The following is a 25,001-nucleotide window of genomic DNA, read 5'->3' as shown; positions in this document are numbered from 1 at the left end:
GCGGGCCGTGACGGGGGCTGAACGCACCGGGACCGCCCCCGCGTTCCCGCCGGCGGGGCGTCAGGGCGCGGCGACCGCGCCGACGGCGTCGAGCACCGGGCCGGGGACGAACCCGAGCACGAGCACGGCCGCCAGCGCGGCGCCCAGCGCGACCGCGTGCGCGCGGGGCAGCGGGCGCGGGCGCGCCGGCGACGGTCCGTCGGGGCGGGCGACGAGCCGCGCGCCCCAGGCCAGGTAGTACGCCAGCCCGACGACCACGTTGACCGCCACGGCGGCGGCGAGCCACGGCGCGCCGGCGGCCACCGGCGCCTCGAGGACGACGAGCTTGGCGAAGAGGCCGAGCAGCCCCGGGGGCAGCCCCGCGAGGCTCACCAGGGCCAGGGCGAGGGCGCCGGCGACGAGGGGGCGGCGCGACCAGAGGCCCCGGTACGACGCCACCCACTGCCCTGGCGCGTCGGGCCCGGCCGCGACGACCGCGGCGAGCGCGAGCAGGTTCATCACCGCGTACGCGAGGGCGTAGGCCGCGCTGGCCGCGACGGCCCGCCCGAGGTCGTCCGCCGCGGTGCCGAGGGGCAGCAGGACGTACCCGGACTGGGCGACGGAGGACCACGCGAGCAGGCGGACCGCGTGCCGCTGGCGCAGCGCCACGAGGTTGCCGACGCTCATGGTCAGCACGGCGAGGACGGCGAGGGCGGGGGCCCAGCGGTCGGCGTACGCGGGGAAGCCGACGGACAGCACGACGAGCAGGCCGACGAAGCCGGCGAGCTTGGACACGACCGACAGGAACGCGGTGACCGGGAGGGGGGCGCCGACGTACGTGTCGGGCGCCCACCAGTGGAACGGCACGGCGGCGACCTTGAAGGCGAGCCCGGCGAGGGTGAGCAGCACGCCCAGCTGCGCCGGGCCCGCGGCCGTCGCCGGGTCGGCGAGGGCGGCGGCCACGCGGTCGAGGAGGACCTGGCCCGTGGCGCCGTACACGAGGGCGACGCCGTAGAGCATCGTCGCGACCGACACGACGGAGACGAGGAAGAGCTTGAGCGCGGCCTCGCTGGAGCGCCCGTCGTGCCGGCGCAGGGCGACGAGGGCGTACGTCGGCAGGGTGACGACCTCGAGGGCGACGACGAGGGTCATGAGGTCGCGCGCGGCCGCGAGGACGAGCGCCCCGCTCACCGACGACAGCAGCAGGAACCAGTGCTCGCCCGCCGGCAGCCGCTCGGCCGGGACGACGGGCAGCGCGAGGAGCACGACGACCGCCGCGGCGGCCACCGTCACGGCCTGGAACGGCAGGGTGAGCGCGTCGACGACGTAGCTGCAGGACTGCGCCGGCGGGCCGGGCAGGCAGAACGTGCCCCGCCGCTCCCCCGCCAGCGGCACGAGCAGCGCCCCGGCGACCGCCAGGCCCGCCAGCGCGAGCCAGCCGAGCGCGCCGCGGCGGGCCGGGCCGAGGAGCAGGTCGGCGACGAGGACGACGACGGCGGCGACGGCCGCGGCCAGGGGGGCGCCGACGAGGGCCCAGTCGACGCTCTGCGCGGTCTGCGGCAGCACTCAGCCACCGCCCAGCAGCGCGCGCACCGGCTCCGCCGTGACGTCGAGCAGGAGCGCCGGCCAGAGGCCGAGCAGCAGCGTCGCCGCGACGAGCGGCGCCCAGAGCGCCACCTCGGCGGGCCCCGCGTCGAGCACCGGCCGCTCGGCCCGGGCCGCCGCACCCCGCCCCTGCGCCACGCGGCGGACCATGCGCAGCAGGTACGCGGCCGCGAGCACCGTCCCGAGCCCGGCCAGGGCCATGAGCACGAGGTAGAGGCCGCGGTCGAGGCCCTCGGCCGGGCGGTAGGCGCCGAGCATGGCGAGCATCTCGCCCCAGAACCCGGCCAGGCCCGGGAGCCCGAGGCTCGCGACGGCGGCGAGGGCCAGCACGCCGCCGAGGCGGGGGGCGCGGGCGTAGAGGCCGCCGCCGAGCTCGTCCATGTCGGTGGTGCCGTGCCGCTCCTTCACCGCGCCGGCGAGGAGGAACAGCAGGCCGGTGATGAGCCCGTGCGCGACGTTGGCGAACAGGGCCCCGTTGACCCCGGCCTCGGTGAGGGTGGCGATGCCGAGCAGGACGAAGCCCATGTGGCTGACGCTGGAGTACGCGACGAGCCGCTTGAGGTCGCGCTGGGCCAGGCACGCCAGCGCGCCCCAGAGGATCCCGACGACGGCCAGGGCGGCGAGGTACGGCGCGAGGACCCGCGCGCCCTCCGGCAGGACGGGCAGGGCGGTGCGGACCAGGCCGTAGGTGCCGAGCTTGAGCAGGACCCCGGCGAGCAGCACGGAGCCGACGGTGGGCGCGGCGGTGTGCGCGGCCGGGAGCCAGGTGTGCAGCGGCCACATCGGCGCCTTGACGGCCAGCCCCAGGCCGACGAGCAGGAACGCGACCACCTGCACCGTCGTCGACATGCCCGCGCCGCCGCGCTCGGCGAGGGCCTGCAGGTCGCTGGTGCCGGTGCGCGCCCGAACGAGGAGGAAGCCGGCGAGCATGACGACGCTGCCGAGCAGCGTGTAGAGGACGAACACCTGCGCCGCCGGGCGCGCGCTGCCCCGCCCGTCCCCGCCCCACACCGCGATGACGAAGTACATCGGGATCAGCACCGTCTCGAAGGCGACGAAGAACAGCAGCAGGTCCTGGGCGAGGAAGGTCGCGAGGACGCCCGCCTCGAGGAGCAGCAGGAGGCCGACGAGCGCGCCGGGCCGGCCCGGCGCGGGCAGCCCGCGCACGAGGTGCTGCAGGCACAGCAGGACGAGCGCGCCGGTGAGCAGCAGGAGGGGCCACGAGACGCCGTCGACGCCCAGGTGCAGGCGCAGCCCGAGCGCGGGCACCCACGGCACGTCCACGTCGGGGGCGTCGCGGGCGAGGACCGCGAGCACGAGGACCGCGGCGGCCACGCCGCGCCCGAGGCCGAGCGCGGCCGCGTCGCGGCGGGCCGCGGGCAGCAGCAGGAGCACGACGGCGCCGGCCAGCGGCAGCGCGGGGAGCAGCGCGAGCACGCCGCTCACCGCCCGCCCCCGAGGCCCACGGCCCCGGCGACGGCGAGCACGACGACCCCGGCGAGGAGCCCGGTGAGGTAGCCCTGGACGCTCCCCCGCTGCGTCAGCCGCAGCGCCGCGCCCAGCAGCTGGGCGCCGCGGCCGCTGCCGCGCACGTACGCGTCGACGACGTCGCGGTCGCCGGCCACGGCGAGCCGGGCGAGCGCGCCGCTCGGGCGGACGAGGACGCGGTCGTAGAGGGCGTCGAGGCCGTACGCCCCCTCGAGCACCGGCCGGGCGCGCCCGAGCGCCGCCGCCGGGTCGCCCGCCGGGTCGCGCCGGTGCAGCGCCAGGACCGCACCGGCGCCCGCGAGCAGCAGGAGCACCGACAGGGCGCTGGTGAGCAGCGACGGGGCGAGGGACCCGCCGTACGCGATCTCGAGGGACGACGCAGGGGCGGGCTCGGAGGAGGCTCCCAGGACGACGCGGCCGGGGAGCTCCTCGAGCGCCTCGTCGAGCCAGCCGGGCACCGCCAGCAGCCCGAGCAGGGCCGTCGGGACCGCGAGGGCGACGAGCGGCCACCGCAGGACCGCCGGCGCCTCGTGCGCCTCGGCGGCGCCGCGCCGCTCGCCGGCGAAGGCGAGCAGCCAGAGCCGGGCGCAGTACGCCGCGGTGAGCGCGACGGTGAGCAGCCCCGCGACGAGGACGAGCCAGCCGGTCCAGGCGGCGGGGCCGCCGGCGTGCGGGTGCAGGGCGACCTCCTCGGCGGCGGTGAGCACGGCGTCCTTGGACCAGAAGCCGGACAGCGGCGGCACGCCGACGAGCGCGAGCAGGCCCGCCGCGGTGGTGGCGGCGGTGACCGGCATCGCGCGGCGCAGGCCGCCCATGTCGCGCAGCAGCGAGGTGCCCAGGGCGTGCATGACCGCGCCGGCGGCCAGGAACAGCAGGGCCTTGAAGGCCGCGTGCGCGAGCAGGTGGAAGACGGCGGCGACCGGCGCGGCGACCGCGAGCCCGCCGAACATGACCGCGAGCTGCGACACCGTGGACCAGGCCAGCACCCGCTTGAGGTCCGGCTGGGCGAGCGCGGCGAGGGCGGCGCCCACCATCGTGACGGCGGCCACCACGGCGAGCACCGCCAGCACCGCCGTGTCCTGCGCGAACAGCGGCCACAGCCGCGCGACGAGGTAGACGCCGGCGGCGACCATCGTCGCGGCGTGGATGAGCGCCGACACCGGCGTGGGGCCGGCCATGGCGTCGGGCAGCCAGACGTGCAGCGGGAACTGGGCGCTCTTGCCGAGGGCGCCGACCAGCACGAGCAGCAGCACCACGGTCGACGGGTCCTGCAGCAGCACGTCGCCGAGCCGCGACGACCAGCCCTCCTCGCCCAGGGACAGCCCGAAGACGCCGAAGAGCAGGCAGACGTCGCCGACCCGGGTCACGAGGAACGCCTTCACCGCGGCGGCGCGCGCCGCGGGCTCCTCCCAGTGGTGGCCCACGAGGAAGTAGCTGCAGGCGCCCATGACCTCCCACCCCACGAAGAGCACGAGCAGGTCGCCGGCGAGGACGACGAGCAGCATCGCGGCGGTGAACAGGGAGACCAGGGCGGCGTACGAGGAGGTGCGCGGGTCACCGCGCAGGTAGCCGGCCGAGTAGACCTGCACGAGGAGCGCGACGACCGTGACGGCGACGGCGACGACGACGGCCAGGGGGTCGGCCGTCAGCGCCGGCCGCAGGTCAGGCACGGCGCCGTCGCTCCCGGTGACCCAGTTCGGCCCGGCCGGGCCGTCGAGGAGGGGTGGCAGGTCGATGCGCCCGCGCAGCACGTCGACGGCCAGCACGACCGCGAGGACCGCCGACAGCCCGGCGCCGCCGACGGCCACCGGGACGACGAGCCGCGGCCGGGCCCGCCCGACCGCGAGGCCGAGGCACGCGGCGAGCGCCGGCACCGCGACGAGCGCCGTCGCGAGCCCGGTCACCGGGGGGCCTCGTCGGGCGCGGTCGGCTCCGTCGCGTCCCACTGCCGCTCGCCGAGCGCCCGCAGCTCGTCGACCTGGGACGTGGCCCGGTTGCGGTAGACGAGCAGGACGATCGCCAGGCCCACCCCGACCTCGGCCGCGGCGAGGGTGATGACGAACAGCGTCATCACCTGCCCGGCGTGCAGCGCGTCGGACCAGTAGGCGTCGAAGGCGACGAGGTCGAGCAGCACCGCGGCGAGCATGAGCTCGACCGAGGCGAGGACGAGCACGGCGTTGCGGCGGGCCAGGACGCCGGACACCCCCACGGCGAACAGCAGCGCGGACAGGACCGCCGGGTAGGCCAGGTGCACTCAGCGCCCCCCGTCCGGGGGGCGCGTGCCGCCGCTCGCCGCCGCCCCGTCGCCGGTCCCGCCGCCGGTCCCGCCGCCCGCCTCGTCGCCGATCTCGCGCCGCGACAGGACGATCGCGCCGATGAGCGCGGCGAGCAGCAGGACCGAGAGCACCTCGAAGGGCAGCACCCAGGCCCGGAAGACCGCGGCGCCGGTCGCCTCGGCGGTGCCGACCTCGCCCGGCAGCTCCACCCACGCGGTGCGCCAGGCGCCGACGACGACGGTGACGAGCACCCCGGCGACGGCGAGCGCGACGACGGCGGCCACCGCGCGCTGCGCGGGCGGGGCGTCGAGGTCGTCCGAGCGCCCGATCGGCGCGCGGGTCAGCATGAGGCCGAAGAGGAGCAGGACGACCACGGCGCCGACGTACACGAGCACCTGCACCCACGCGACGAACTCGGCGGACAGCAGGAGGAAGCAGCCGGCCAGGGCGCCGAGGGCGAGCACGAGCCACAGGGCGGCGTGCACGAGCTGGCGCGTGGTGACGACGAGCACCGCCGCGCCCAGGGCGACCACCCCGAGGAGCAGGAAGAGCAGCTCCAGGCCCGTCGGGTCGAGGTACGAGCGGTCGGTCACCGCCGCGGCCGCGCTCACGCGGGGTCCGCCGGCGGCGGCGGCGCGGGCAGGGCGCGGCGGGCGGTCGCGACCTCCTTGGGCTCCTCCGCCGCGGGGTCGAGCGGCGCCGGCGGCGGCACCGTGCGCATCCACTCCGCGAGCCGGTCCTTCTCGTGGAGCAGGTCGCGGATGTCGAGCTCGGAGTACTCGAACTCCGGGGACCAGAAGAGCGCCTCGAACGGGCAGACCTCGATGCAGATCCCGCAGTACATGCACAGCGAGAAGTCGATGGCGAAGCGGTCGAGGACGTTGCGGGTGCGCTCGCGGCCGCCGCCCTCCGCGGGCAGGACCTCCTTGTGCGAGTCGATGTAGATGCACCAGTCGGGGCACTCGCGCGCGCAGAGCATGCAGGAGGTGCAGTTCTCCTCGAGCAGGCCGATGACCCCCCGGCTGCGGGGCGGCAGCTCCGGGGCGACCTCGGGGTACTGCGCCGTGACCGCCCGCTGGGTCAGGTGGCGGAACGTCGTCGCGAGGCCCTTGGCGAGCCCCCCGCCCGCGCCCTGCCCGCCGTCCGTCGCTGCCACCGCGCCACCACCGTCCTCGAGGTGGCCCACAGGCTAGCCAGCGGGCGCCGCGTCCCCGAGGTGCCCCGCCGCGCCGGCGCGGGCCACCCGCTCGAGACGGGCCGTCACCGCCTCCGCGTCGGCCCACTGGTCCTCGACGAGCACCTCCACCGCGCCGTCGCCGAGCACGGCCACGAGGTCGCCGGCCCGCACGGCGCCGCGCAGCCGGGCGGCCAGGGCCTCGGGGTCGGCGCCGCCGTCGAGCCGCACGGCGACGACCCGGGCGCCGGTGCGCCGGGCCCGCTCGCGGCGGGCGAGGGCGTGCGCGGCGTAGCGCTCGGCGTCGAGGACGCGCTCGGGCGTGCGCGGGCTGGGCAGCAGCGCGGCCACCACGGCGTCGAGCCGGTCGGACCAGCGCCGTCGGGGCGGGTGGGGCAGGTCGTGCACGGCCGGGATCCTGCCCCACGGGACCCCCGTCCCGCAGCCCGGACGGGCGTGCTAGCCCCGCTCAGCCCAGCGTGACCCTCACCACGCCGGTCAGCGCGAGCTGGGCGAGCGCCACCGGCACGAGCACCTGCCAGGCCAGCCGCTGGAGCTGGTCGGCCCGCAGGCGCGGCACGCTGACGCGCACCCAGATGACGAGGACGGCGAGCAGGAGCGTCTTCACCAGCGTCCAGAGCCACCCGAGCCCGTCGGGCAGGGGCCCGGCCCAGCCGCCGAGGAACAGCACCGTGGTGAGGGCGCAGAGGACGACGATGCCGGCGTACTCGGCGAGCAGGAAGAAGGCGAAGCGCAGGCCGGTGTACTCGGTGTAGGCGCCGAGGACGATCTCGGAGTCGGCGACCGGCATGTCGAACGGGGGGCGGTGCAGCTCGGCGAGGCCGGCGACGAAGAACACCACCGCCCCCGGCAGCTGCCACAGCAGCCACCACGGCTCCCACGCCTCGACGATGCCGCTGAGCGACAGGGTCCCCGCGGCCATCGCGACCGAGGCGGCGGACAGGACGAAGGGCAGCTCGTACGCCATGAGCTGGGCGGCGGTCCGCACCCCGCCGAGCAGGCTGTACTTGTTGGCGCTCGCCCAGCCGCCCATGAGGGCGCCGAGCACCCCGACGCCCATGACCGCGAGCACGAAGAACAGCCCCGCGTCGAGGTCCTGGCCCACCAGCCCCGGGCCGAGCGGGATCGCGACGAGCACCACGAGGTAGGGCACCAGGGCGACGCCCGGCGCGAGCTGGAAGACCGCCCGGTCCGCGCCCGCGGGGACCACGTCCTCCTTCTGCGCGAACTTCACCCCGTCCGCCACGAGCTGGGCCCAGCCGTGGAAGCCGCCGGCGTACATCGGCCCGAGCCGGCCCTGCATGTGCGCCATGACCTTGTGCTCGGCCTGGCCCACGAGCAGCGGCAGGGTGAGGAAGGCGCCGAGCACGAGGACGAGGCGCAGCAGGACCTCGAGGGCCTCAGCCATGCGGCTGCCCCGGCCCGTCGCCCGCGCCGAGGGCGGGGTCGCTGGGCGGCCGGGGGCCCCACGACGGGTCGGGGACGCCGGGCGGCAGGGTGCGCCGGCGCCGGGAGGCGCCCCCGCGCCCCGGCCCGGGCGCGCCGGACGCGGCCACGTCGGCGTCGGACTCGCCGGGCTCCTTGGCGCCGGGCCACGCCTTGGCCGCCCGGCTGGCCAGCACGAACTCCTTGCGCAGCGGGTGCCCCTCGAAGCCGTCGGGCAGCAGCAGCGGCCCGGGCGAGGGGTGGCCGTCGAACGCGATGCCGAACATCTCCGCCGTCTCGCGCTCGTGCCACCCGGCGCCGCGGAAGAGGTGCGTCACCGTGGGCAGGCGCGCGGCGTCGCGCGGCACGCGGGTGCGCAGCAGCACCCGGCGCAGGCCCCCGCCCCCGTCGCCGCAGCCGGAGACGTCCCAGAGGCAGGCGACGACCGCGAAGCCCTCCTCCAGCTCGTCGGCGGCCGAGAGCCAGTCGAGGTACGTGCAGCCGAGCTCGTCGCGCGCCCAGGCCAGCAGGTCGGTCCAGGAGCCCGGGTCGACGTGGACGAGCTCGTCGCCGTACGACTCCTCGACCTGCGCCTGCGGGAAGCGCACGAGGACCCGCTCGGCCAGCCGCTCCGGGCCCACCTCAGGGGCCCTCGGGCGGCGGGACGAGCCCGCGGGTCACCGCGCGGGCGTCGGCCCGGGGGTAGCGCTGCGCCAGCGACTCCCCGCCGATCTTCTCCTGGAGCTTGAGGATGCCCTGCAGCAGCGCCTCGGGCCGGGGCGGGCAGCCGGGCACGTAGACGTCCACCGGCACGATCTGGTCGACGCCCTTGGTCACGCTGTACGAGTCCCAGTACGGCCCGCCGCTGTTCGAGCAGGCGCCGAAGGAGATGACGTACTTGGGTTCGGGCATCTGCTCGTAGAGCCGCCGCACCGCCGGCGCCATCTTGTCCGTCACCGTGCCCGAGACGACCATGAGGTCGGCCTGGCGGGGGCTGGGCGCGAAGGGGATGACCCCGAGGCGCATGAAGTCGTGCCGGCTCATCGAGGCGGCGATGAACTCGATCGCGCAGCAGGCCAGGCCGAAGTTGAAGACCCACAGGCTGTAGCGCCGACCCCAGTTGAGCACCACCCGCAGCGGCTCGGGCGCCAGGCGCTGCAGCGGCCCGACGCTGCCGGTGTCGCGCACCTGCGGCAGGGGCAGGTCGGTCAGTCCCACGTCAGGACCCCCCGCCGCCACGCGTAGAGCAGGCCCACCGCGAGGAACCCGAGGAAGACGAACATCTCCACGAGGGTCACCGCGCCGAAGCCGGGGCCGGCGAAGACCGTGGCCCAGGGGAAGAGGTAGACCGCGTCGACGGCGAAGACCACGTAGAGGTACGCGTACACGTAGTAGCGGACGTGGGTCTGCGCCCAGCCCTCGCCGACGGGGTCGACCCCGCACTCGTACGCGAGGACCTTCTCGGCGCTCGCCACGCGGGGCGAGAGCAGCCGCGCGCCGAGGAAGGCGGTGGCCACGAAGGCCGCGCCCGCGAGCACCACGAGGGCGACGAGCCCGTACCCCGCGTAGTAGCCGTCCACAGGCCGCAGGGTAGCCCCGGTCGTCCCCAGGGTGACCTGCGCAACCCCGGGGAAGGACCTACGCCGCCGTAGCATTGGACCCTGGTGGGCGGCGCCCCCGCTCCCCCGCAGGCAGCGACGAGAGGCAGCACGGTGGCCAAGCAGGTCAAGCAGCTCGACCGGGTGATCATCCGCTTCGCGGGGGACTCCGGCGACGGCATGCAGCTGACCGGTGACCGGTTCACGTCCGAGACGGCGTCCTTCGGCAACGACCTGTCGACGCTGCCCAACTTCCCCGCGGAGATCCGCGCCCCGGCCGGCACGCTGCCGGGCGTCTCCTCCTTCCAGGTCCACTTCGCGGACTACGACATCCTCACGCCCGGCGACGCGCCGGACGTGCTGGTGGCGATGAACCCGGCCGCGCTCAAGGCGAACCTGCCCGACCTGCCGCGCGGCGCCGACGTCATCGTCGACACCGCCGACTTCACCAAGCGCAACCTCGCCCGGGTGGGCTACGCGGCGAACCCGCTCGAGGACGGCTCGCTCGAGCCGTGGAACGTGCACGCGGTGGACCTCACCGGCATGACCGTGGAGGCCGTCAAGGAGTTCGGCCTCTCGCGCAAGGACTCCTCGCGGGCGAAGAACATGTTCGCGCTGGGGCTCGTGTCGTGGCTCTACCACCGCCCGGTCGAGGGCACGGAGCGCTTCCTGCGCCAGAAGTTCGCCAGGAAGCCCGAGATCCTCGGCGCCAACCTCGCCGCGCTCAAGGCCGGCTGGAACTACGGCGAGACCACCGAGGGCTTCAGCGTCCGCTACGAGGTCAAGCCGGCCAAGCTCCCCGGCGGCACCTACCGGAACATCTCGGGCAACCTCGCGCTGTCGTACGGCCTCGTCGCGGCGGCCGGGCGCGCCGGGCTGCCGCTGTTCCTCGGGGCGTACCCGATCACCCCGGCCTCGGACATCCTCCACGAGCTGAGCCGGCACAAGCGCTTCGGCGTGACGACCTTCCAGGCCGAGGACGAGATCGCCGGCATCGGCGCGGCGCTCGGCGCGTCCTTCGGCGGCGCCCTCGGCGTCACCTCGACGTCCGGGCCGGGCGTGGCGCTGAAGTCGGAGACCATCGGCCTGGCGGTGTCGCTGGAGCTGCCGCTGGTCATCGTCGACGTGCAGCGCGGCGGCCCCTCGACCGGCCTGCCCACCAAGACCGAGCAGTCCGACCTGCTCATGGCCATGTTCGGCCGCAACGGCGAGGCGCCGGTCCCGATCGTCGCCCCGCGCTCGCCCGGCGACTGCTTCGACGCGGCCATCGAGGCGTGCCGCATCGCGCTGACCTACCGCACGCCGGTGTTCCTGCTCTCCGACGGCTACCTCGCGAACGGCTCGGAGCCGTGGCGGGTCCCGGCCACCGACGAGCTGCCCGACCTGCGCACGGAGTTCGCGACGGCGCCCAACCACGTCGCCGAGGACGGCACCGAGGCGTTCTGGCCGTACAAGCGCGACCCGCAGACCCTGGCCCGCCCCTGGGCCGTGCCCGGCACCCCGGGCCTCGCGCACCGCATCGGCGGCATCGAGAAGGCCGACGGGACCGGGTCGATCTCGTACGACCCGGCCAACCACGACCGGATGGTCCGCCTGCGCCAGGCGAAGGTCGACGGCATCGACGTCCCGCCGGTGCAGGTCGAGGACCCGTCCGGCGACGCGCGCGTGCTCGTCCTGGGCTGGGGCTCGACGTACGGCCCCATCGGCGCCGCCTGCCGCCGGGTCCGCCGCCGCGGCGGCCGGGTGGCCCAGGCGCACCTGACCCACCTCAACCCGTTCCCGCCGGGCCTCGGCGAGGTGCTGCGCTCGTACGACAAGGTGCTCGTGCCCGAGATGAACCTCGGCCAGCTCGCGCTCCTGCTGCGCGGCACCTACCTCGTCGACGCGATCAGCTACACGCAGGTCCGCGGCCTGCCGTTCAAGGCGTCCGAGCTGGAGGGCGTCGTCGCCGGCCTGCTGGAGGAGCTCGACGAGCCCCTGGCGCCGGCGTCCGACGACGTCCCGGCCGACGCCGTCCCGCCGCGCGGCTCCGGCCCCCGCGCACCCCGCACCGTCGAGCAGGAGGCGAGCTCCCGATGAGCGCCCCGTCCGTCGTCCCCACCGGCCTGCAGCCGGGCCGCGCGCTGTCGCTGGTCCCCAAGGCCGACGGCCCGCAGACCAAGAAGGACTTCACCTCCGACCAGGAGGTCCGCTGGTGCCCCGGCTGCGGCGACTACGCCATCCTCGCCGCGGTCCAGGGCTTCCTGCCCGAGCTGGGCCTGCGCCGGGAGAACATCGTCTTCGTCTCCGGCATCGGCTGCTCGAGCCGGTTCCCGTACTACCTCGACACGTACGGCATGCACTCGATCCACGGCCGCGCCCCGGCGATCGCGACCGGCCTGTCGGTGTCGCGCCCGGACCTGTCGGTGTGGGTCGTCACCGGTGACGGCGACGCGCTCTCCATCGGCGGCAACCACCTGATCCACGCGCTGCGCCGCAACGTGAACCTCAAGATCCTGCTGTTCAACAACCGGATCTACGGGCTCACCAAGGGCCAGTACTCGCCGACCTCGGAGGTCGGCAAGATCACCAAGTCGACCCCGATCGGCTCGGTGGACGCGCCGTTCAACCCGGTGTCCCTGGCGCTGGGCGCGGAGGCCACCTTCGTCGCGCGCACCATCGACTCGGACCGCCAGCACCTCACCTCGGTGCTGCGCGCGGCCGCGGAGCACTCGGGCACCGCGCTCGTCGAGATCTACCAGAACTGCAACATCTTCAACGACGGCGCGTTCGAGCTGCTGAAGAACCCGGAGACCCGCGACGAGGCGCTCATCCGCCTCGAGCACGGCCAGCCGGTGCGCCTCGGCGCGGACCGCGGGGTCGTCGCGAACCCGGACGGGACGCTGCGGGTGGCCGACGTCGCCGAGGTCGGCGAGGAGGCCCTCGTCGTGCACGACGCCCAGGCCGGGGACCCGCAGCGCGCCTTCGCCCTGTCCCGCCTCACCCGCGGGTCCGAGCTCGGGCACACCCCGATCGGCGTCTTCCGCGACGTGCAGCGCCCGACCTACGACGAGCAGGTCGCGCAGCAGCTCGCCGACGCCCGCCAGGACCTCGGCGAGGGCGACCTCGACACGCTGCTGCGCGGGCGCGACACCTGGGTCGTGAGCTGAGCACGAGCGGCCCTGCCGCCCCCTCCCGGGAGCGGCAGGGCGTCGGGTACGGCGTCGCCGCGTACCTGATGTGGGGGCTCTTCCCGCTCTACTGGCCGCTGCTCGAGCCGAGCGGCTCGGTGGAGGTGCTGGCCCACCGGATCGTGTGGTCGCTCCTCGTCGTCGTGGTGCTCCTCGGGGCCCGGCGGCGCTGGGGGTGGCTGCGCGAGCTGGGGTGGCGCCGCACCGGGCTGCTCGCGGCGGCCGCGCTCGTCATCGCGGTCAACTGGGGGACGTACATCCACGGGGTGACGACGGACCACGTCGTCGAGACCTCGCTCGGGTACTTCATCAACCCGCTCGTGACGGTGCTGCTCGGCGTGCTCGTGCTCGGCGAGCGGCTGCGCCGTGCGCAGTGGGTGGCGGTGGCCGTCGCCGCGGTCGCCGTCGTCGTGCTCACGGTCGACTACGGGCGACCGCCGTGGATCGCGCTGACGCTGGCCTGCTCGTTCGGCGCGTACGGCCTGCTCAAGAAGAAGGCCTCGGTCGGTGCGCTGGAGAGCCTGACCGTCGAGACGCTCGTGCTGCTGCCGGTCGCCGCCGGCTACCTCGTGGTGCTCGCGGCCGCCGGCGACGGCACGTTCCTCGCCGAGGGCCCGCTGCACGCCGGGCTGCTCGTCGCCAGCGGGGTCGTCACCGCGGTGCCGCTGCTCGCCTTCGGCGCCGCCGCGATCCGGGTGCCGCTGTCCGTGCTCGGCCTCCTGCAGTACCTCGCGCCGGTCATCCAGTTCCTCATCGGCGTCGTGCTGTTCCACGAGGCGATGCCGGCCTCGCGGTGGGCCGGCTTCGCGCTCGTGTGGCTCGCCCTCGTGATGCTCACGGCCGACGCGCTGCGCCACGGGCGCAGCACGCGGCGTGCGGCCGCCACGGCCCGCGTCGCCGTCGGCTAGGGACGCCAGGGCGCTCCGGGCGAGAGGCCCGCGGGACGTCACCTGACGTCCACCTCGCGGCCACCAGGGGTCCCGAGGGCGTGCCTAGGTTGCGGGTCGGCCCAACACGCGGCGATACCCCCTGGAGACCTGGTGAACCCCAGCACGACCCGTCGCCTCCTGCCGATCGTCCCCGGGCACTCCGGCGGCCGGCGCACGGCGATGACCTGCTTCTTCCGCTGCGGCAACGCCTGCGACCACGCGGTGCCGAACCGCAGCGAGAACCCCTACTTCGGCGACGTGGTCGCCGAGGGCATGTCGCGCCGCGGCGTGCTCAAGGCCGGCGCCGCTGCGGCGCTGGCGCTCGGCTTCGCCTCCACGGACCCGCTGGCCTCCCCGGCCGCCGCCGCGACCGGCGACGCGCGCGCGGCGCGGCTGGCCGCGAAGGCCCCGCTGACCTTCCCGTCGGTGCCGCCGAACACCCTCGACACGGTCGTCGTGCCCAACGGCTACGACTGGTCGCCGCTCATGAGCTGGGGCGACCCGGTGCTCCCCGGCGCCCCGACCTTCGGCATCGACCGCCAGTCGGCCGCCGCCCAGGCCCAGCAGTTCGGCTACAACAACGACTTCACCGCGCTCCTGCCGCTCGACGGCGACGACGACCGCGGCCTGCTCGTGTGCAACCACGAGTACACCAACGAGGAGCTCATGTTCCGCGGCTGGACCGGCGCGTCCACCCCGGAGCAGGCCCGCATCGCCATGGCCGCCCACGGCATGAGCGTCGTCGAGGTCGAGCGCGTCGGGCGCACCGGTGAGTGGCGGCGCACGGCCCGCGGCCGCCGCGCGCACAACCGCCGCATCCACGTCGGCACGCCGTTCCGCCTCACCGGCCCCGCCGCCGGCAGCGAGCTCGTGCGCACCACCGCCGACCCCGAGGGCACCACCGTCCTGGGCACCCTCAACAACTGCGCCGGCGGCGTCACCCCCTGGGGCACGGTCCTCTCCGGCGAGGAGAACTTCAACCAGTACTTCGGCGTCAGCGAGGCCGTCACCGACGCCGAGCAGGTCGCCGCGCTCTCCCGCTACGGCCTGCCCTCCGCGGTGACGAGCACCTCGCGCCGCTTCGAGGAGGTCGACGCCCGCTTCGACATCAGCCGCGAGCCGAACGAGGTCAACCGCTTCGGCTGGGTCGTCGAGGTCGACCCGTACGAGCCCGACGCCGCCCCCGTCAAGCACACCGCGCTCGGCCGCTTCAAGCACGAGGGCGCCAACGTGCGCATCGCCGCGGACGGCCGCGCCGTCGCGTACATGGGCGACGACGAGCGCTTCGACTACCTCTACAAGTTCGTGTCGCGCAAGACGTTCCGCAAGGGCAGCTCGGCGGCCGCGCGCCGTCACAACAAGACGCTGCTCGAGGACGGCGACCTCTACGTCGCGCAGCTCACCGGCGACTCCCCCGCCGCGGAGATCGACGGCACCGGCACCCTGCCCTCCGACGGCGCCTTCGACGGCACCGGCCGCTGGCTGCCGCTCGTCCTCGACGGCGAGAGCATGGTCCCCGGCTTCACCGTCGAGGAGGTGCTCGTCCACACCCGCCTGGCCGCCGACGCCCTCGGCCGTCGCGCCGACGGCACGGTCGACGTGCGCCAGGCGCCGACCAAGATGGACCGCCCCGAGGACGTCGAGCCGAACCCGGTCAACGGCAAGGTCTACGTCGCACTGACCAACAACACCCAGCGCGGCACGACGGGCCGCCCCGGCGTCGACGAGGCCAACCCCCGTACGGCCAACCGCCACGGCCAGGTCCTCGAGCTCACCGAGCGCCGCGGCGACGCGGCGGCGGACCGCTTCACCTGGATGCTCTTCGTCGTCGCCGGCGACCCGGCCGACGCGGGCACCTGGTTCGGCGGGTTCGACAAGAGCCAGGTCAGCCCGATCTCCTGCCCGGACAACGTGGCCTTCGACGGCGCCGGCAACCTGTGGATCTCCACCGACGGCAACGCCCTCGGCGCCAACGACGGCCTCTTCGCCGTCGCCGTCGCCGGTCCCGAGCGCGGGCACCTCAAGCAGTTCGCCACCGTCCCGGTCGGCGCCGAGTGCTGCGGGCCGTGGATCACCGAGGACCAGCGCACGGTCCTCATCGCGGTCCAGCACCCCGGCGAGATCGACGGCGCGAGCGTCGACAACCCGCTGTCGACCTTCCCGTACGGCGACATGCCCCGCCCGACGGTCTGCACCATCTGGCGCAAGGCCCCCGGCGTGAAGCGCGTCGGCGCCTGACGCACACCCCGCGCCGCAGCGCGCACCAGGAGGGGCGGGACCCGCACGGGTCCCGCCCCTCCTGCCGTCCCGGGGCCGTCGCGCCGGGTCCCTCAGCGGGCGCCCGCCGCCCGGTGCGCCGCGCGGGCGGCGAGGACGGTCCGCCCCGGGGGCGCACCACCTCGGCTGAGCCCGCGCGTGTCCCGTCCGCGCCCACAGCCGGTGCTCCGCACCCCACCGCGTGCGGCGTGCCACCGCGGTGTCCGCCCCGCACCCACGACGGGTCGCCGCAGACGGCGTGCCGTCCCTGACGGGCCGGGACACGCCGTGCACTGCAGGTGCGAACCGGACAGGGCATGCCTCGCACGGCTCCCCCGCCTCAGCGCAGCCCCTGCGCGGGCACCCGGAGTCCGGGCCTCGCCGGCGGCTCTGCAGGCAGTACGGGCGCTGCCGCCGTCAAGGCGCCCAGCGTCAGCCCCGTGACCTCAGGGCTCGGGCCCCCCGGACGCAGGATCCGGACCCGGCCCCGCGCCGCGGGGCACTGCCCGGTTCACACCCGTCACGGGCCGGCAGGGACGGCGTGCCGCGCCGCTCCGGCCGGGACATCCCCTGTGCTGTGTGCGCGGAGCGGGCAGCGGCGGGCGACCGCCACCCCACCGGCGGCCGCCCGGCCCGCGCGGCCGGGTGGCTGGGGGCACGCGCCCTGCGGCACGACCTCCGCGCATGATCGCCGGCGGGGTACGCGCCCCGCGGCAGGGCGAGTGGGGGTACGCGCCCCGCGGCCCGACTCCGCGCATGATCACGGCCGAGCGGCTGCATGATCACGGCCGAGCGGCTGCATGATCACGGCCGAGCGGCTGCATGATCACGGCCGAGCGGCTGCATGATCACGGCCGAGCGGCTGCATGATCACGGCCGAGCGGCTGCATGATCACGGCCGAGCGGCTGCATGATCACGGCCGAGCGGCTGCATGATCACGGCCGAGCGGCTGCATGATCACGGCCGAGCGGCTGCATGATCACGGCCGAGCGGCTGCATGATCACGGCCGAGCGGCTGCATGATCACGGCCGAGCGGCCGCATGATCACGGCCGAGCGGCTGCATGATCACGGCCGAGCGGCTGCATGATCACGGCCGAGCGGCTGCATGATCACGGCCGAGCGGCTGCATGATCACGGCCGAGCGGCTGCATGATCGCGGCCGAGGGGGCGGGGGGCGTCAGCCCACCCGGCGGACGGTGGCGTCGGCGAGGGCCTGCAGGGCGCGCTTGGCGGGCACGTCGGGCAGGGGGTCGAGGACGGCGCGGGCGTCGCTCCCCCAGCGCAGCAGCTCCCTGCGGGCGGCGTCGACGGCGGCGTGCCCGCGCAGCAGGGCGAGGGCCTCCTCGCGGCGGGCGTCGTCGGTGAGGTCCCCGTCGAGGAGCTCGAGCAGGCGGGCGTCGCCGGGGTCGGACGGGTCGGCGAGGCGGCGGGCCTGCAGGACCGGGAGCGTCTCGACGCCCTCGCGCAGGTCGGTGCCGGGGGTCTTGCCGGACTGGCCGGACTCGCTCGTCACGTCGAGCAGGTCGTCGGCGAGCTGGAACGCGATGCCGATGCGCTCGCCGAAGCGGGTGAGCACGTCGACCGCGGCGTCGTCGGCGCCGGAGAGCATCGCGCCGAAGCGGCCGGAGGTCGCGATGAGCGAGCCGGTCTTGTCGGCGAGGACCGAGAGGTAGTGCTCGATGCGGTCGTCGTCGGGACCCGCGCCCACCGTCTCGCGGATCTGCCCGGTGCACAGCCGCTCGAAGGTGCGCGCCTGCAGGCGGACCGCCTCGGGCCCGAGGTCGGCGAGCAGCTCGGAGGCCTTGGCGAAGAGGAAGTCGCCGGTGAGGATCGCGACGGTGTTGTCCCAGCGCAGGTTGGCGCTGGCGGCGCCCCGGCGCATCGTCGCCTCGTCCATGACGTCGTCGTGGTAGAGCGTCGCAAGGTGGGTGAGCTCCACGACGACCGCAGCGGGGACGACGCCGGGCGCCTGCGGGTCCCCGAACTGCGCGGCCAGCAGGACCATGAGCGGCCGGAAGCGCTTGCCGCCGGCGTCGACGAGGTGCCGTGACGCCTCGGTCACGAAGGGGTAGTCGCTCTTCACCGCGTCGCGCAGCAGCGCCTCGACCTGCTCGACGCCGGCCTGCAGGTCGGCGGCGAGCCCCGCGTCGAGGTCGTGCGCCTCCAGGCCGAAGGGGCCGAGGTCGGGCACGGGTCCTCCAGGACGGGCAGGGCGAGGCGTACGGGCGGCGGGCCGACCGGGCCTAGCGGACGAAGAGCGCCGCCTGGTCCGCGAGGTCGAGGACGACCTGCGGCACGACGCCCAGGGCCACCGTAACGGCAGCGCCCAGCGCGACCGCAACCGTGGTGCCCACACCGGGCACCGCCACGGTCGGGCCGTCCGGCAGCGGGTCGTTGAAGAACATGAGGACGATCACCTTGGCGTAGAAGAACGCGGCCACGGCGGAGGTCAGGACGCCGATGACGACGAGCGACGGGCTGCCGCCCTGGGCCGCCGCCTCGAAGACCGCGAACTTGCCGGTGAAGCCCGCGGTGAGCGGGATGCCGGCGAAGGACAGCAGGAACAGCGCGAAGATCCCGGCGACGAGCGGGGACCGCCGGCCGAGGCCCGCCCACTGCGACAGGTGGGTCGCCTCCCCGGCGGCGTCGCGGACGAGGGTGACGACCGCGAAGGCGCCGACGGTGGCGAAGCCGTACGCGACGAGGTAGAACAGCACGCTCGACACGCCCGCGCGGTCCAGGGCCACGACGCCGCAGAGGATGAAGCCGGCGTGGGCGACCGAGGAGTACGCGAGCATCCGCTTGACGTCGGTCTGGGTGATCGCGACGACCGCGCCCACGACCATCGTCAGGGCGGCGACGCCGTACATGAGGGGGCGCCAGTCCCAGCCCGCCCCGCCGAGCGCGACGTAGAAGACGCGCAGCAGGGCGCCGAACGCGGCGACCTTGGTGCAGGCGGCCATGAAGCCCGTGATGGGCGTCGGGGCGCCCTGGTAGACGTCGGGCGTCCAGGCGTGGAAGGGCACCGCGCCGACCTTGAAGAGCAGCCCCACGCCGACGAGCGCGGTGCCGACGAGGAGCAGGCCGTCGTTGCTCGACGACGAGCTCACCGCCTCGGCGATGCCGCCGAGGCGCAGCGAGCCGGAGTAGCCGTAGAGCAGCGCGGCGCCGTAGAGGAAGAACGCGGAGCTGAACGAGCCGAGGAGGAAGTACTTGAGCGCCGCCTCCTGCGAGAGCAGCCGCCGCCGGCGGGCCAGCGCGCAGAGCAGGTAGAGCGGCAGCGAGAGGACCTCGAGCGCGACGAACATCGTCACCAGGTCGTTGGCCGCGGGGAAGAGCAGCATGCCGCCGACGGCGAACAGGTAGAGCGGGACGACCTCGGTCTGGGTCACCCCCTCGCGGGTGAGGGTGCGCTCGGCGGTGGAGCCGGGGACCGCCGAGGCCTGCGCCGCGAAGGCGTCGCCCTCGGGGTCGAGCGAGCGCTCCCCCACGCTGAGCAGCGCGGTGAGGGCCAGGGCGAGGATCGTCCCCTGCAGGAACAGCGTCGGGCCGTCGACGGCGACCGCGCCCTCGGCGGCCACGTCGACCGTGCCGGCCAGCGCGACCACGGCGACGAGGGCGCCGCCGAGCGCCAGCACCCCCAGGCCCAGCTGCAGCGCGCGGCGCCGCTCGCGGGGCGCGAACGCCTCGATGAGCACCCCGACCACGGCGGCGCCGAGCACGACGATCAGGGGCGAGAGGTGGGCGTACTCGATGGTCGGGCCGTCGACCGCCTCCACGGCGAGCGTGCTCACTCCGGGCTCCCCTCGGCGACGGGCGCGGCGGGCACGCTCGGCGCGGGGTCGTCCTGCGACACCGAGGCGAGCGTGTCGTCGACGCCGTGGTCGATGACGTCGATGAGCGGCCCCGGGACGAAGCCCAGGGCGATGATGACGGCCAGCACCGGGGCGACGACCGCCGCCTCGCGCCCGCGCAGGTCGCGGAAGCCCTCGGTCTCCGGGCGCACCGGACCGCTCAGCGTCCGGGTGACGGTGAGCAGGATGTAGAGGGCGGCGAGCACGATGCCGAGCGTGGCCACCACCGCCGCCGCCTGGTAGCGGGTGAAGGTGCCCACGAGGACGAGGAACTCGCTGACGAAGCTCGACAGGCCCGGCAGGGCGAGGCTCGACAGGCCGGCGACGAAGAACGAGCCGGCGAGCACCGGCGCGACCCGCTGCACCCCCCCGTAGTCGGCGATGAGCCGGGACCCGCGCCGCGTCACCATCATCCCGGCGATGAGGAACAGCCCGGCGGTGGAGAAGCCGTGGTTGACCATGTAGAGGGTCGCCCCGGTCTGGCCCTGGCTCGTCATCGCGAAGATCCCCATGATGATGAAGCCGAAGTGCGACACCGAGGTGTACGCGATGAGGCGCATGAGGTCGCTCTGGCCGATGGCGACGAGGGCGCCGTACACGATGCCGACGACCGCCAGGGCGACGACGACGGGGCGCGCCCACACCGACGCCGCGGGGAACAGCGGCAGGCACAGCGCGATCATCCCGAAGGTGCCGAGCTTGTCCATGACCGAGACCATGAGGACCGCCGCGCCCGGCCGCGCCTCCACCGCCGCGTCGGGCAGCCACGTGTGCAGCGGCCACAGCGGCGCCTTGATGGCGAAGGCGAGGAAGAAGCCGAGGAAGAGCAGCCGCTCGGTCGTCGTCCCGAGCTCGAGCTGCGTCGCGAGCGTCGTGATGTCGAACGTGCCGTCCTCGGCGCCCGGCAGGCCGCGGGACTCCACGTAGAGCCCGATGAGCGCGGCGAGCATGACGAGCCCGCCGAGCAGGTTGTAGATGAGGAACTTCGCCGCCGCGTACGAGCGCTGCGCCCCGCCGTACCCCCCGATGAGGAAGTACATGGGGATGAGCATGACCTCGAAGCAGACGTAGAAGAGGAAGACGTCGCGGGCGCAGAACGCGGCGAGGATGAGCCCCTCGAGCGCCAGCATGAGCGCGAGGTGCGTCTGCGGGCGCCGCGAGGACGCCCGGCCGTCGTCCCAGGAGGCCAGCAGGCACAGCGGGACGAGCACCGCGGTGAGCGCGACGAGCGCGACCGAGATGCCGGTGACGCCGAGCGAGAGGCTCACCCCGAACTGCGGGATCCAGTCGTAGCGGTCGGCCAGCTGGTACGGCGCGTCGGCGCCCCGGTCGAAGCGCAGCGCCACGACGACCGCCACGGCGAGCGTGGCCAGGGCGACCGCGACCGCGAGCCGCTTGGCCGCCTCCGCGGCGCGCGCCGGGACGGCGGCCACGACCGCGGCGCCGACGAGCGGCAGCAGGCAGAGCAGCAGGAGCAGCGGGCCGGACTCCAGGGGGGCCGCGGCGAGGTCGGTGCCGTCCACGTCAGAGCCTCACGATCAGCAGGGCGCCGACGACGAGGGCGGCGCCACCGAGCATGGACAGGGCGTACGAGCGCACGAAGCCGGTCTGCAGCCGCCGCAGGCGCCCCGAGGTGCCCCCGATCGTCGCGGCGACGGTGTTGACGAGCCCGTCGATGCCGCGGTTGTCGCCCCACACCAGGGTCCGGGTGAGGTACTGCCCGGGGCGCATGAGGACGGCCTCGTTGACCGCGTCCTGGTAGAGGTCGCGGCGCGCGGCGGCGGTGAACGGGCTGACCGCGACGGGCGCGGTGAGCGGGATGTCGCGGCCGCGGGCGTACTGGGCGACCGCGAGCGCGACGCCGACGAGCACGACCGCGACGGTCATGAGCGAGATGACCCAGACCGGCACCGGCAGCTCGTGCTCGCTGTGCGGGACCACCGGCTCGAGCCAGTGCACGAGGCGCTCGCCGGGGATGAGCAGCAGACCGGCCAGCGCGGAGCCGGCGGCGAGCACGACCATCGGCCCGGTCATCGTCGAGGGCGCCTCGTGCGGGTGCTGGCCCTGCGTCCACCGCCGCTTGCCCCAGAACGTCATGACCATGAGCCGCGTCATGTAGAACGCGGTCAGCCCGGCGCCGAGCAGGGCGGCGCCGCCGAAGACGTACGCCCGCCACCCCTCCTCGGCCAGCGCGGCCTCGATGATCGCGTCCTTGGTCCAGAACCCGGCGAAGGGCGGGATGCCGATGATCGCCAGCCAGCCGAGGACGAACGTGGCGTGCGTGACCGGCAGGGCCCTGTAGAGCCCGCCGAAGCGGCGCATGTCGGTCTGGTCGTCCATCGCGTGCATCACGGACCCGGCGCCCAGGAACATCCCGGCCTTGAAGAAGCCGTGGGTGAGCAGGTGCGCGATGGCGAAGGCGTACCCGGCGGGGCCGAGGCCCGCCGCCAGCACCATGTAGCCGATCTGGGACATCGTCGAGGCGGCGAGCGCCTTCTTGATGTCGTCCTTGGCGCAGCCGATGACCGCGCCGAACAGCAGCGTCACCGCGCCGACGACCACGACGGCGAGCCGCGCGTCCGGTGCCAGGTCGAAGATCGGCCCGCTGCGCACGATGAGGTAGACGCCCGCGGTGACCATCGTCGCGGCGTGGATGAGCGCCGACACCGGCGTCGGGCCCGCCATCGCGTCGCCGAGCCAGGACTGCAGCGGCACCTGCGCGGACTTGCCGCAGGCGGCGAGCAGGAGCAGCAGGCCGATGACGGTCAGCGTGGTCTCCGACGCGCCGTCCGCGGCGCCGAGGACGCCGGAGAAGGAGAGCGTGCCGAAGGTCGCGAACATCGTCATGAGGGCGATGGACAGCCCCACGTCACCGACGCGGTTGACGACGAACGCCTTGCGGGCCGCGGTCGCGTACGCCGGGTTGTAGCCCCAGAACCCGATGAGCAGGTACGACGCGAGGCCGACGCCCTCCCAGCCGAGGTAGAGCACGAGGTAGTCGTCGGCGAGGACGAGCACCAGCATCGCGGCGACGAAGAGGTTGAGGTACGCGAAGAACCGGCGCCGGTCGGGGTCGTGCGCCATGTAGCCGATCGAGTAGACGTGGATCAGCGTGCCGACGCCCGTCACCAGCAGCACGAAGGCCATGGACAGCGGGTCGAGCCGGAAGGCGGCGTCGACCGAGAAGTCCCCGACCGAGGGGATCCAGGTGTACGCGACCTGGCGCACCACCCGCTCCTCGGCGTCGCGCCCGAGCATCGCCACGAACATGAGCACGGCGAGCACGAAGGACGCGGCGCTGGCGCCCGTGGCGAGCAGGTGCCCCCAGCGGTCGGTGCGCCGGCCGCCGAGCAGCAGCAGGGCGGCGCCCGCCGCGGGCAGGGCGGCGAGCAGCCAGACGAGGTCGAAGACCCCCGTGGCGGGCCCGGCCGCGGTGACGACGGGCTCGGCGGCGAGCAGCACGCTCCCCCTCCCCTAGAACTTCAGCAGGCTGGCGTCGTCGACCGAGGCCGAGCGGCGCGTGCGGAAGATCGTCACGATGATCGCGAGGCCGACGACGACCTCCGCGGCCGCGACGACCATGACGAAGAAGGCGGCGACCTGCCCGTCGAGCGTGCCCGTGGTGCGGGCGAACGTGACGAAGGCGAGGTTCGACGCGTTGAGCATGAGCTCGATGCACATGAAGACGACGATGGCGTTGCGCCGCAGGAGCACCCCGGCCGCGCCGATCGCGAAGAGGACCGCGGAGAGGTAGAGGTAGTTCAGCGGGTCCACGTCAGCGCTCCTCCTCGCCGTCGCCGCGGGCGCGCCGCACCGGCCCCTGGTGCCCGGGCTCGAGCCCGAGCTGGCGCTCGATGGCGCGCCCGTCGTCGGGGGACGGCGTGCGGGTCTCGCCGCGGGCGGTGAGCGTGCGGTTGACCGACACCTCGGCGGGCGAGCCGTCGGGCAGCAGCGCGGGGGTGTCGACCGCGTTGTGCCGGGCGTAAACGCCGGGGGCCGGCAGCGGCGTCGGGTGCCCGCCGGGGGCGAACCGGGCCTTGGACAGCTCGCGCTGCGTCTGGCGCGGGCCGATGCGCTCGCGGTGGGTGAGGACCATGGCGGCGATGGCGGCGGTGATGAGCAGCGCGGCCGTGACCTCGAAGGCCAGCACGTAGCGGCCGAAGAGCAGCGCGGCGATGCCCTCGACGTTTCCGCCGGCGTTGGCCGCGGCGATGTCGCCGGCCGGGTCGACCACCGCGCGCCCGAGGCCGAGCAGCAGCAGGGCGCCGAAGCCGACGCCGGCGACGACCGCCGCCACGCGCTGGCCGCGGATCGTCTCCACGAGCGAGTCGGAGGAGTCGACGCCCACGAGCATGAGCACGAAGAGGAACAGCATCATGACCGCGCCGGTGTAGACGACGACCTGCACGACGCCGAGGAACGGCGCGCTCTGGCCGAGGTAGAGCACCGCGAGGCTGATCATGGTCACCGCGAGCAGCAGCGCGCTGTGCACGGCCTTGCGCACGAGGAGCATGCCGAGCGAGGCGAGCACCGTGACCGGCGCCAGGACCCAGAAGGCCACCGTCTCGGCGGTGCTCGTCTGCACCGTCGTCGTCGCGCCCTCGACGGCCTGGGCGAGCAGGACGCCGCTCACCGCGTGCCCCCGGTGTCGTAGGGCTGCGCGAGCTGCGAGCGCACCTGGCCGCTGGGGGTGGCCGCGCGCCGGGTCGGGTCCTGCGCGTCGGGGTCGCCCGCCGCGGCGGCGGGCGCGGCGCGCACGGTGCCGCGGTAGTAGTCCTCGGCGCTCGTGCCGGGCGCCATGGCGTGCGGCGGCGGGACCATGCCCTGCTGCAGCGGCGCGAGCAGCTCGCCCTTGTCGAAGATGAGGCTCTGGCGGCTGCGGTCGGCGAGCTCGAACTCGTTGCTCATCGTCAGCGCGCGGGTCGGGCAGGCCTCGATGCACAGCCCGCAGAAGATGCACCGCAGGTAGTTGATCTGGTAGACGCGGCCGTAGCGCTCACCGGGGCTGTAGCGCTCCTCCTCGGTGTTGTCCGCGCCCTCGACGTAGATCGCGTCCGCGGGGCAGGCCCAGGCGCACAGCTCGCAGCCGATGCACCGCTCGAGCCCGTCGGCGTAGCGGTTGAGGACGTGCCGGCCGTGGAAGCGCGGCGCGGTCTCCTTCTTCTCCTCCGGGTACTGCTCGGTGACCACCTTCGAGAACATCCGCTTGAAGGTGACGCCGAA

21 protein-coding genes and 1 pseudogene are annotated in these 25,001 nt (G+C 75.0%); 4 read left to right on the top strand and 18 right to left on the bottom strand.

Going from position 1 to position 25,001, the window contains the following annotated elements; translation table 11 throughout:
* Positions 1 to 60: 60 nt before the first annotated feature.
* From D5H78_RS16525 to D5H78_RS16475, 11 genes are all read right to left on the bottom strand, one after another.
* A complete protein-coding gene (locus tag D5H78_RS16525) occupies positions 61 to 1,545 on the bottom strand; it encodes an NADH-quinone oxidoreductase subunit N (protein WP_119951612.1) in 1,485 nt (494 codons plus the stop codon).
* Positions 1,546 to 3,030 (bottom strand): complex I subunit 4 family protein, encoded by a 1,485-nt coding sequence (locus tag D5H78_RS16520; protein ID WP_119951611.1) that lies wholly within the window; start codon positions 3,028 to 3,030, stop codon positions 1,546 to 1,548.
* Positions 3,027 to 4,976, bottom strand: a complete 1,950-nt coding sequence (locus D5H78_RS16515; protein ID WP_119951610.1) for an NADH-quinone oxidoreductase subunit 5 family protein — start codon at positions 4,974 to 4,976, stop codon at positions 3,027 to 3,029. Before D5H78_RS16515 ends, D5H78_RS16520 begins: the two co-directional genes overlap by 4 nt.
* On the bottom strand, positions 4,973 to 5,326 hold the full coding sequence (gene nuoK / locus D5H78_RS16510) for an NADH-quinone oxidoreductase subunit NuoK (protein WP_119951609.1): 354 nt from the start codon (positions 5,324 to 5,326) through the stop codon (positions 4,973 to 4,975). Before nuoK (D5H78_RS16510) ends, D5H78_RS16515 begins: the two co-directional genes overlap by 4 nt.
* Positions 5,327 to 5,959: an NADH-quinone oxidoreductase subunit J family protein gene (locus D5H78_RS16505; protein ID WP_218566722.1), complete on the bottom strand. Its 633-nt coding sequence runs from the start codon at positions 5,957 to 5,959 to the stop codon at positions 5,327 to 5,329.
* Positions 5,956 to 6,504, bottom strand: a complete 549-nt coding sequence (locus D5H78_RS16500) for a 4Fe-4S binding protein (protein WP_119951608.1) — start codon at positions 6,502 to 6,504, stop codon at positions 5,956 to 5,958. The genes D5H78_RS16505 and D5H78_RS16500 overlap by 4 nt, the downstream gene beginning before the upstream one ends.
* 33 nt (positions 6,505 to 6,537) lie before the next feature.
* On the bottom strand, positions 6,538 to 6,930 hold the full coding sequence (locus tag D5H78_RS16495; protein WP_119951607.1) for a hypothetical protein: 393 nt from the start codon (positions 6,928 to 6,930) through the stop codon (positions 6,538 to 6,540).
* A 61-nt stretch (positions 6,931 to 6,991) separates the two neighbouring features.
* Positions 6,992 to 7,951: a complex I subunit 1/NuoH family protein gene (locus D5H78_RS16490; RefSeq protein ID WP_119951606.1), complete on the bottom strand. Its 960-nt coding sequence runs from the start codon at positions 7,949 to 7,951 to the stop codon at positions 6,992 to 6,994.
* Positions 7,944 to 8,609 carry an NADH-quinone oxidoreductase subunit C gene (locus D5H78_RS16485; RefSeq protein ID WP_119951605.1) on the bottom strand — a complete coding sequence of 222 codons (666 nt, stop codon included), beginning with the start codon at positions 8,607 to 8,609 and terminating at the stop codon, positions 7,944 to 7,946. The genes D5H78_RS16490 and D5H78_RS16485 overlap by 8 nt, the downstream gene beginning before the upstream one ends.
* A gap of 1 nt (position 8,610) precedes the next feature.
* Complete coding sequence (locus D5H78_RS16480) at positions 8,611 to 9,180, bottom strand: NADH-quinone oxidoreductase subunit B (protein WP_342782495.1); 570 nt, start codon at positions 9,178 to 9,180, stop codon at positions 8,611 to 8,613.
* Positions 9,177 to 9,623 (bottom strand): NADH-quinone oxidoreductase subunit A, encoded by a 447-nt coding sequence (locus D5H78_RS16475; RefSeq protein ID WP_119951603.1) that lies wholly within the window; start codon positions 9,621 to 9,623, stop codon positions 9,177 to 9,179. Before D5H78_RS16475 ends, D5H78_RS16480 begins: the two co-directional genes overlap by 4 nt.
* Positions 9,624 to 9,680: 57 nt before the next feature.
* Between D5H78_RS16475 and D5H78_RS16470 the strand changes: the two are divergent.
* The 4 genes and pseudogenes from D5H78_RS16470 to D5H78_RS16455 form a co-directional block, all read left to right on the top strand.
* A pseudogene (locus D5H78_RS16470) lies at positions 9,681 to 11,501 on the top strand (2-oxoacid:acceptor oxidoreductase subunit alpha); the annotation flags it as partial.
* A 140-nt stretch (positions 11,502 to 11,641) separates the two neighbouring features.
* A complete protein-coding gene (locus D5H78_RS16465; RefSeq protein WP_119951601.1) occupies positions 11,642 to 12,715 on the top strand; it encodes a 2-oxoacid:ferredoxin oxidoreductase subunit beta in 1,074 nt (357 codons plus the stop codon).
* 68 nt (positions 12,716 to 12,783) lie between these two features.
* Positions 12,784 to 13,644: an EamA family transporter RarD gene (rarD, locus tag D5H78_RS16460; protein WP_119951600.1), complete on the top strand. Its 861-nt coding sequence runs from the start codon at positions 12,784 to 12,786 to the stop codon at positions 13,642 to 13,644.
* Between the two features lie 132 nt (positions 13,645 to 13,776).
* Complete coding sequence (locus tag D5H78_RS16455; protein WP_218566719.1) at positions 13,777 to 15,903, top strand: PhoX family protein; 2,127 nt, start codon at positions 13,777 to 13,779, stop codon at positions 15,901 to 15,903.
* A 1,198-nt stretch (positions 15,904 to 17,101) separates the two neighbouring features.
* Here D5H78_RS16455 and D5H78_RS16450 read toward each other — a convergent pair.
* Genes D5H78_RS16450 through nuoI form a run of 7 tightly spaced genes read right to left on the bottom strand, consistent with a single transcriptional unit; the run spans position 17,102 to position 24,980 of the window.
* Positions 17,102 to 18,115 carry a polyprenyl synthetase family protein gene (locus D5H78_RS16450; RefSeq protein WP_119951599.1) on the bottom strand — a complete coding sequence of 338 codons (1,014 nt, stop codon included), beginning with the start codon at positions 18,113 to 18,115 and terminating at the stop codon, positions 17,102 to 17,104.
* A gap of 52 nt (positions 18,116 to 18,167) precedes the next feature.
* Positions 18,168 to 19,718 (bottom strand): NADH-quinone oxidoreductase subunit NuoN, encoded by a 1,551-nt coding sequence (nuoN, locus tag D5H78_RS16445; RefSeq protein ID WP_119951598.1) that lies wholly within the window; start codon positions 19,716 to 19,718, stop codon positions 18,168 to 18,170.
* Entirely contained in the window at positions 19,715 to 21,301 is a 1,587-nt protein-coding gene (locus D5H78_RS16440; RefSeq protein ID WP_218566718.1) for an NADH-quinone oxidoreductase subunit M, read from the bottom strand. Before D5H78_RS16440 ends, nuoN begins: the two co-directional genes overlap by 4 nt.
* Position 21,302: 1 nt before the next feature.
* On the bottom strand, positions 21,303 to 23,237 hold the full coding sequence (gene nuoL, locus D5H78_RS16435) for an NADH-quinone oxidoreductase subunit L (protein WP_119951685.1): 1,935 nt from the start codon (positions 23,235 to 23,237) through the stop codon (positions 21,303 to 21,305).
* Between the two features lie 15 nt (positions 23,238 to 23,252).
* On the bottom strand, positions 23,253 to 23,552 hold the full coding sequence (gene nuoK / locus D5H78_RS16430) for an NADH-quinone oxidoreductase subunit NuoK (RefSeq protein ID WP_119951597.1): 300 nt from the start codon (positions 23,550 to 23,552) through the stop codon (positions 23,253 to 23,255).
* Position 23,553: 1 nt separating this feature from the next.
* Positions 23,554 to 24,411 carry an NADH-quinone oxidoreductase subunit J gene (locus D5H78_RS16425; RefSeq protein WP_218566717.1) on the bottom strand — a complete coding sequence of 286 codons (858 nt, stop codon included), beginning with the start codon at positions 24,409 to 24,411 and terminating at the stop codon, positions 23,554 to 23,556.
* On the bottom strand, positions 24,408 to 24,980 hold the full coding sequence (gene nuoI, locus D5H78_RS16420) for an NADH-quinone oxidoreductase subunit NuoI (protein WP_218566729.1): 573 nt from the start codon (positions 24,978 to 24,980) through the stop codon (positions 24,408 to 24,410). Before nuoI ends, D5H78_RS16425 begins: the two co-directional genes overlap by 4 nt.
* Between the last annotated feature and the right edge of the window lie 21 nt (positions 24,981 to 25,001).

Origin of the sequence: Vallicoccus soli, assembly GCF_003594885.1 — a bacterium.
Classification (GTDB): domain Bacteria; phylum Actinomycetota; class Actinomycetes; order Motilibacterales; family Motilibacteraceae; genus Vallicoccus; species Vallicoccus soli.
Note: the sequence above shows the minus strand (reverse complement) of the source record. Positions and strands in the feature narration are given on the sequence as shown.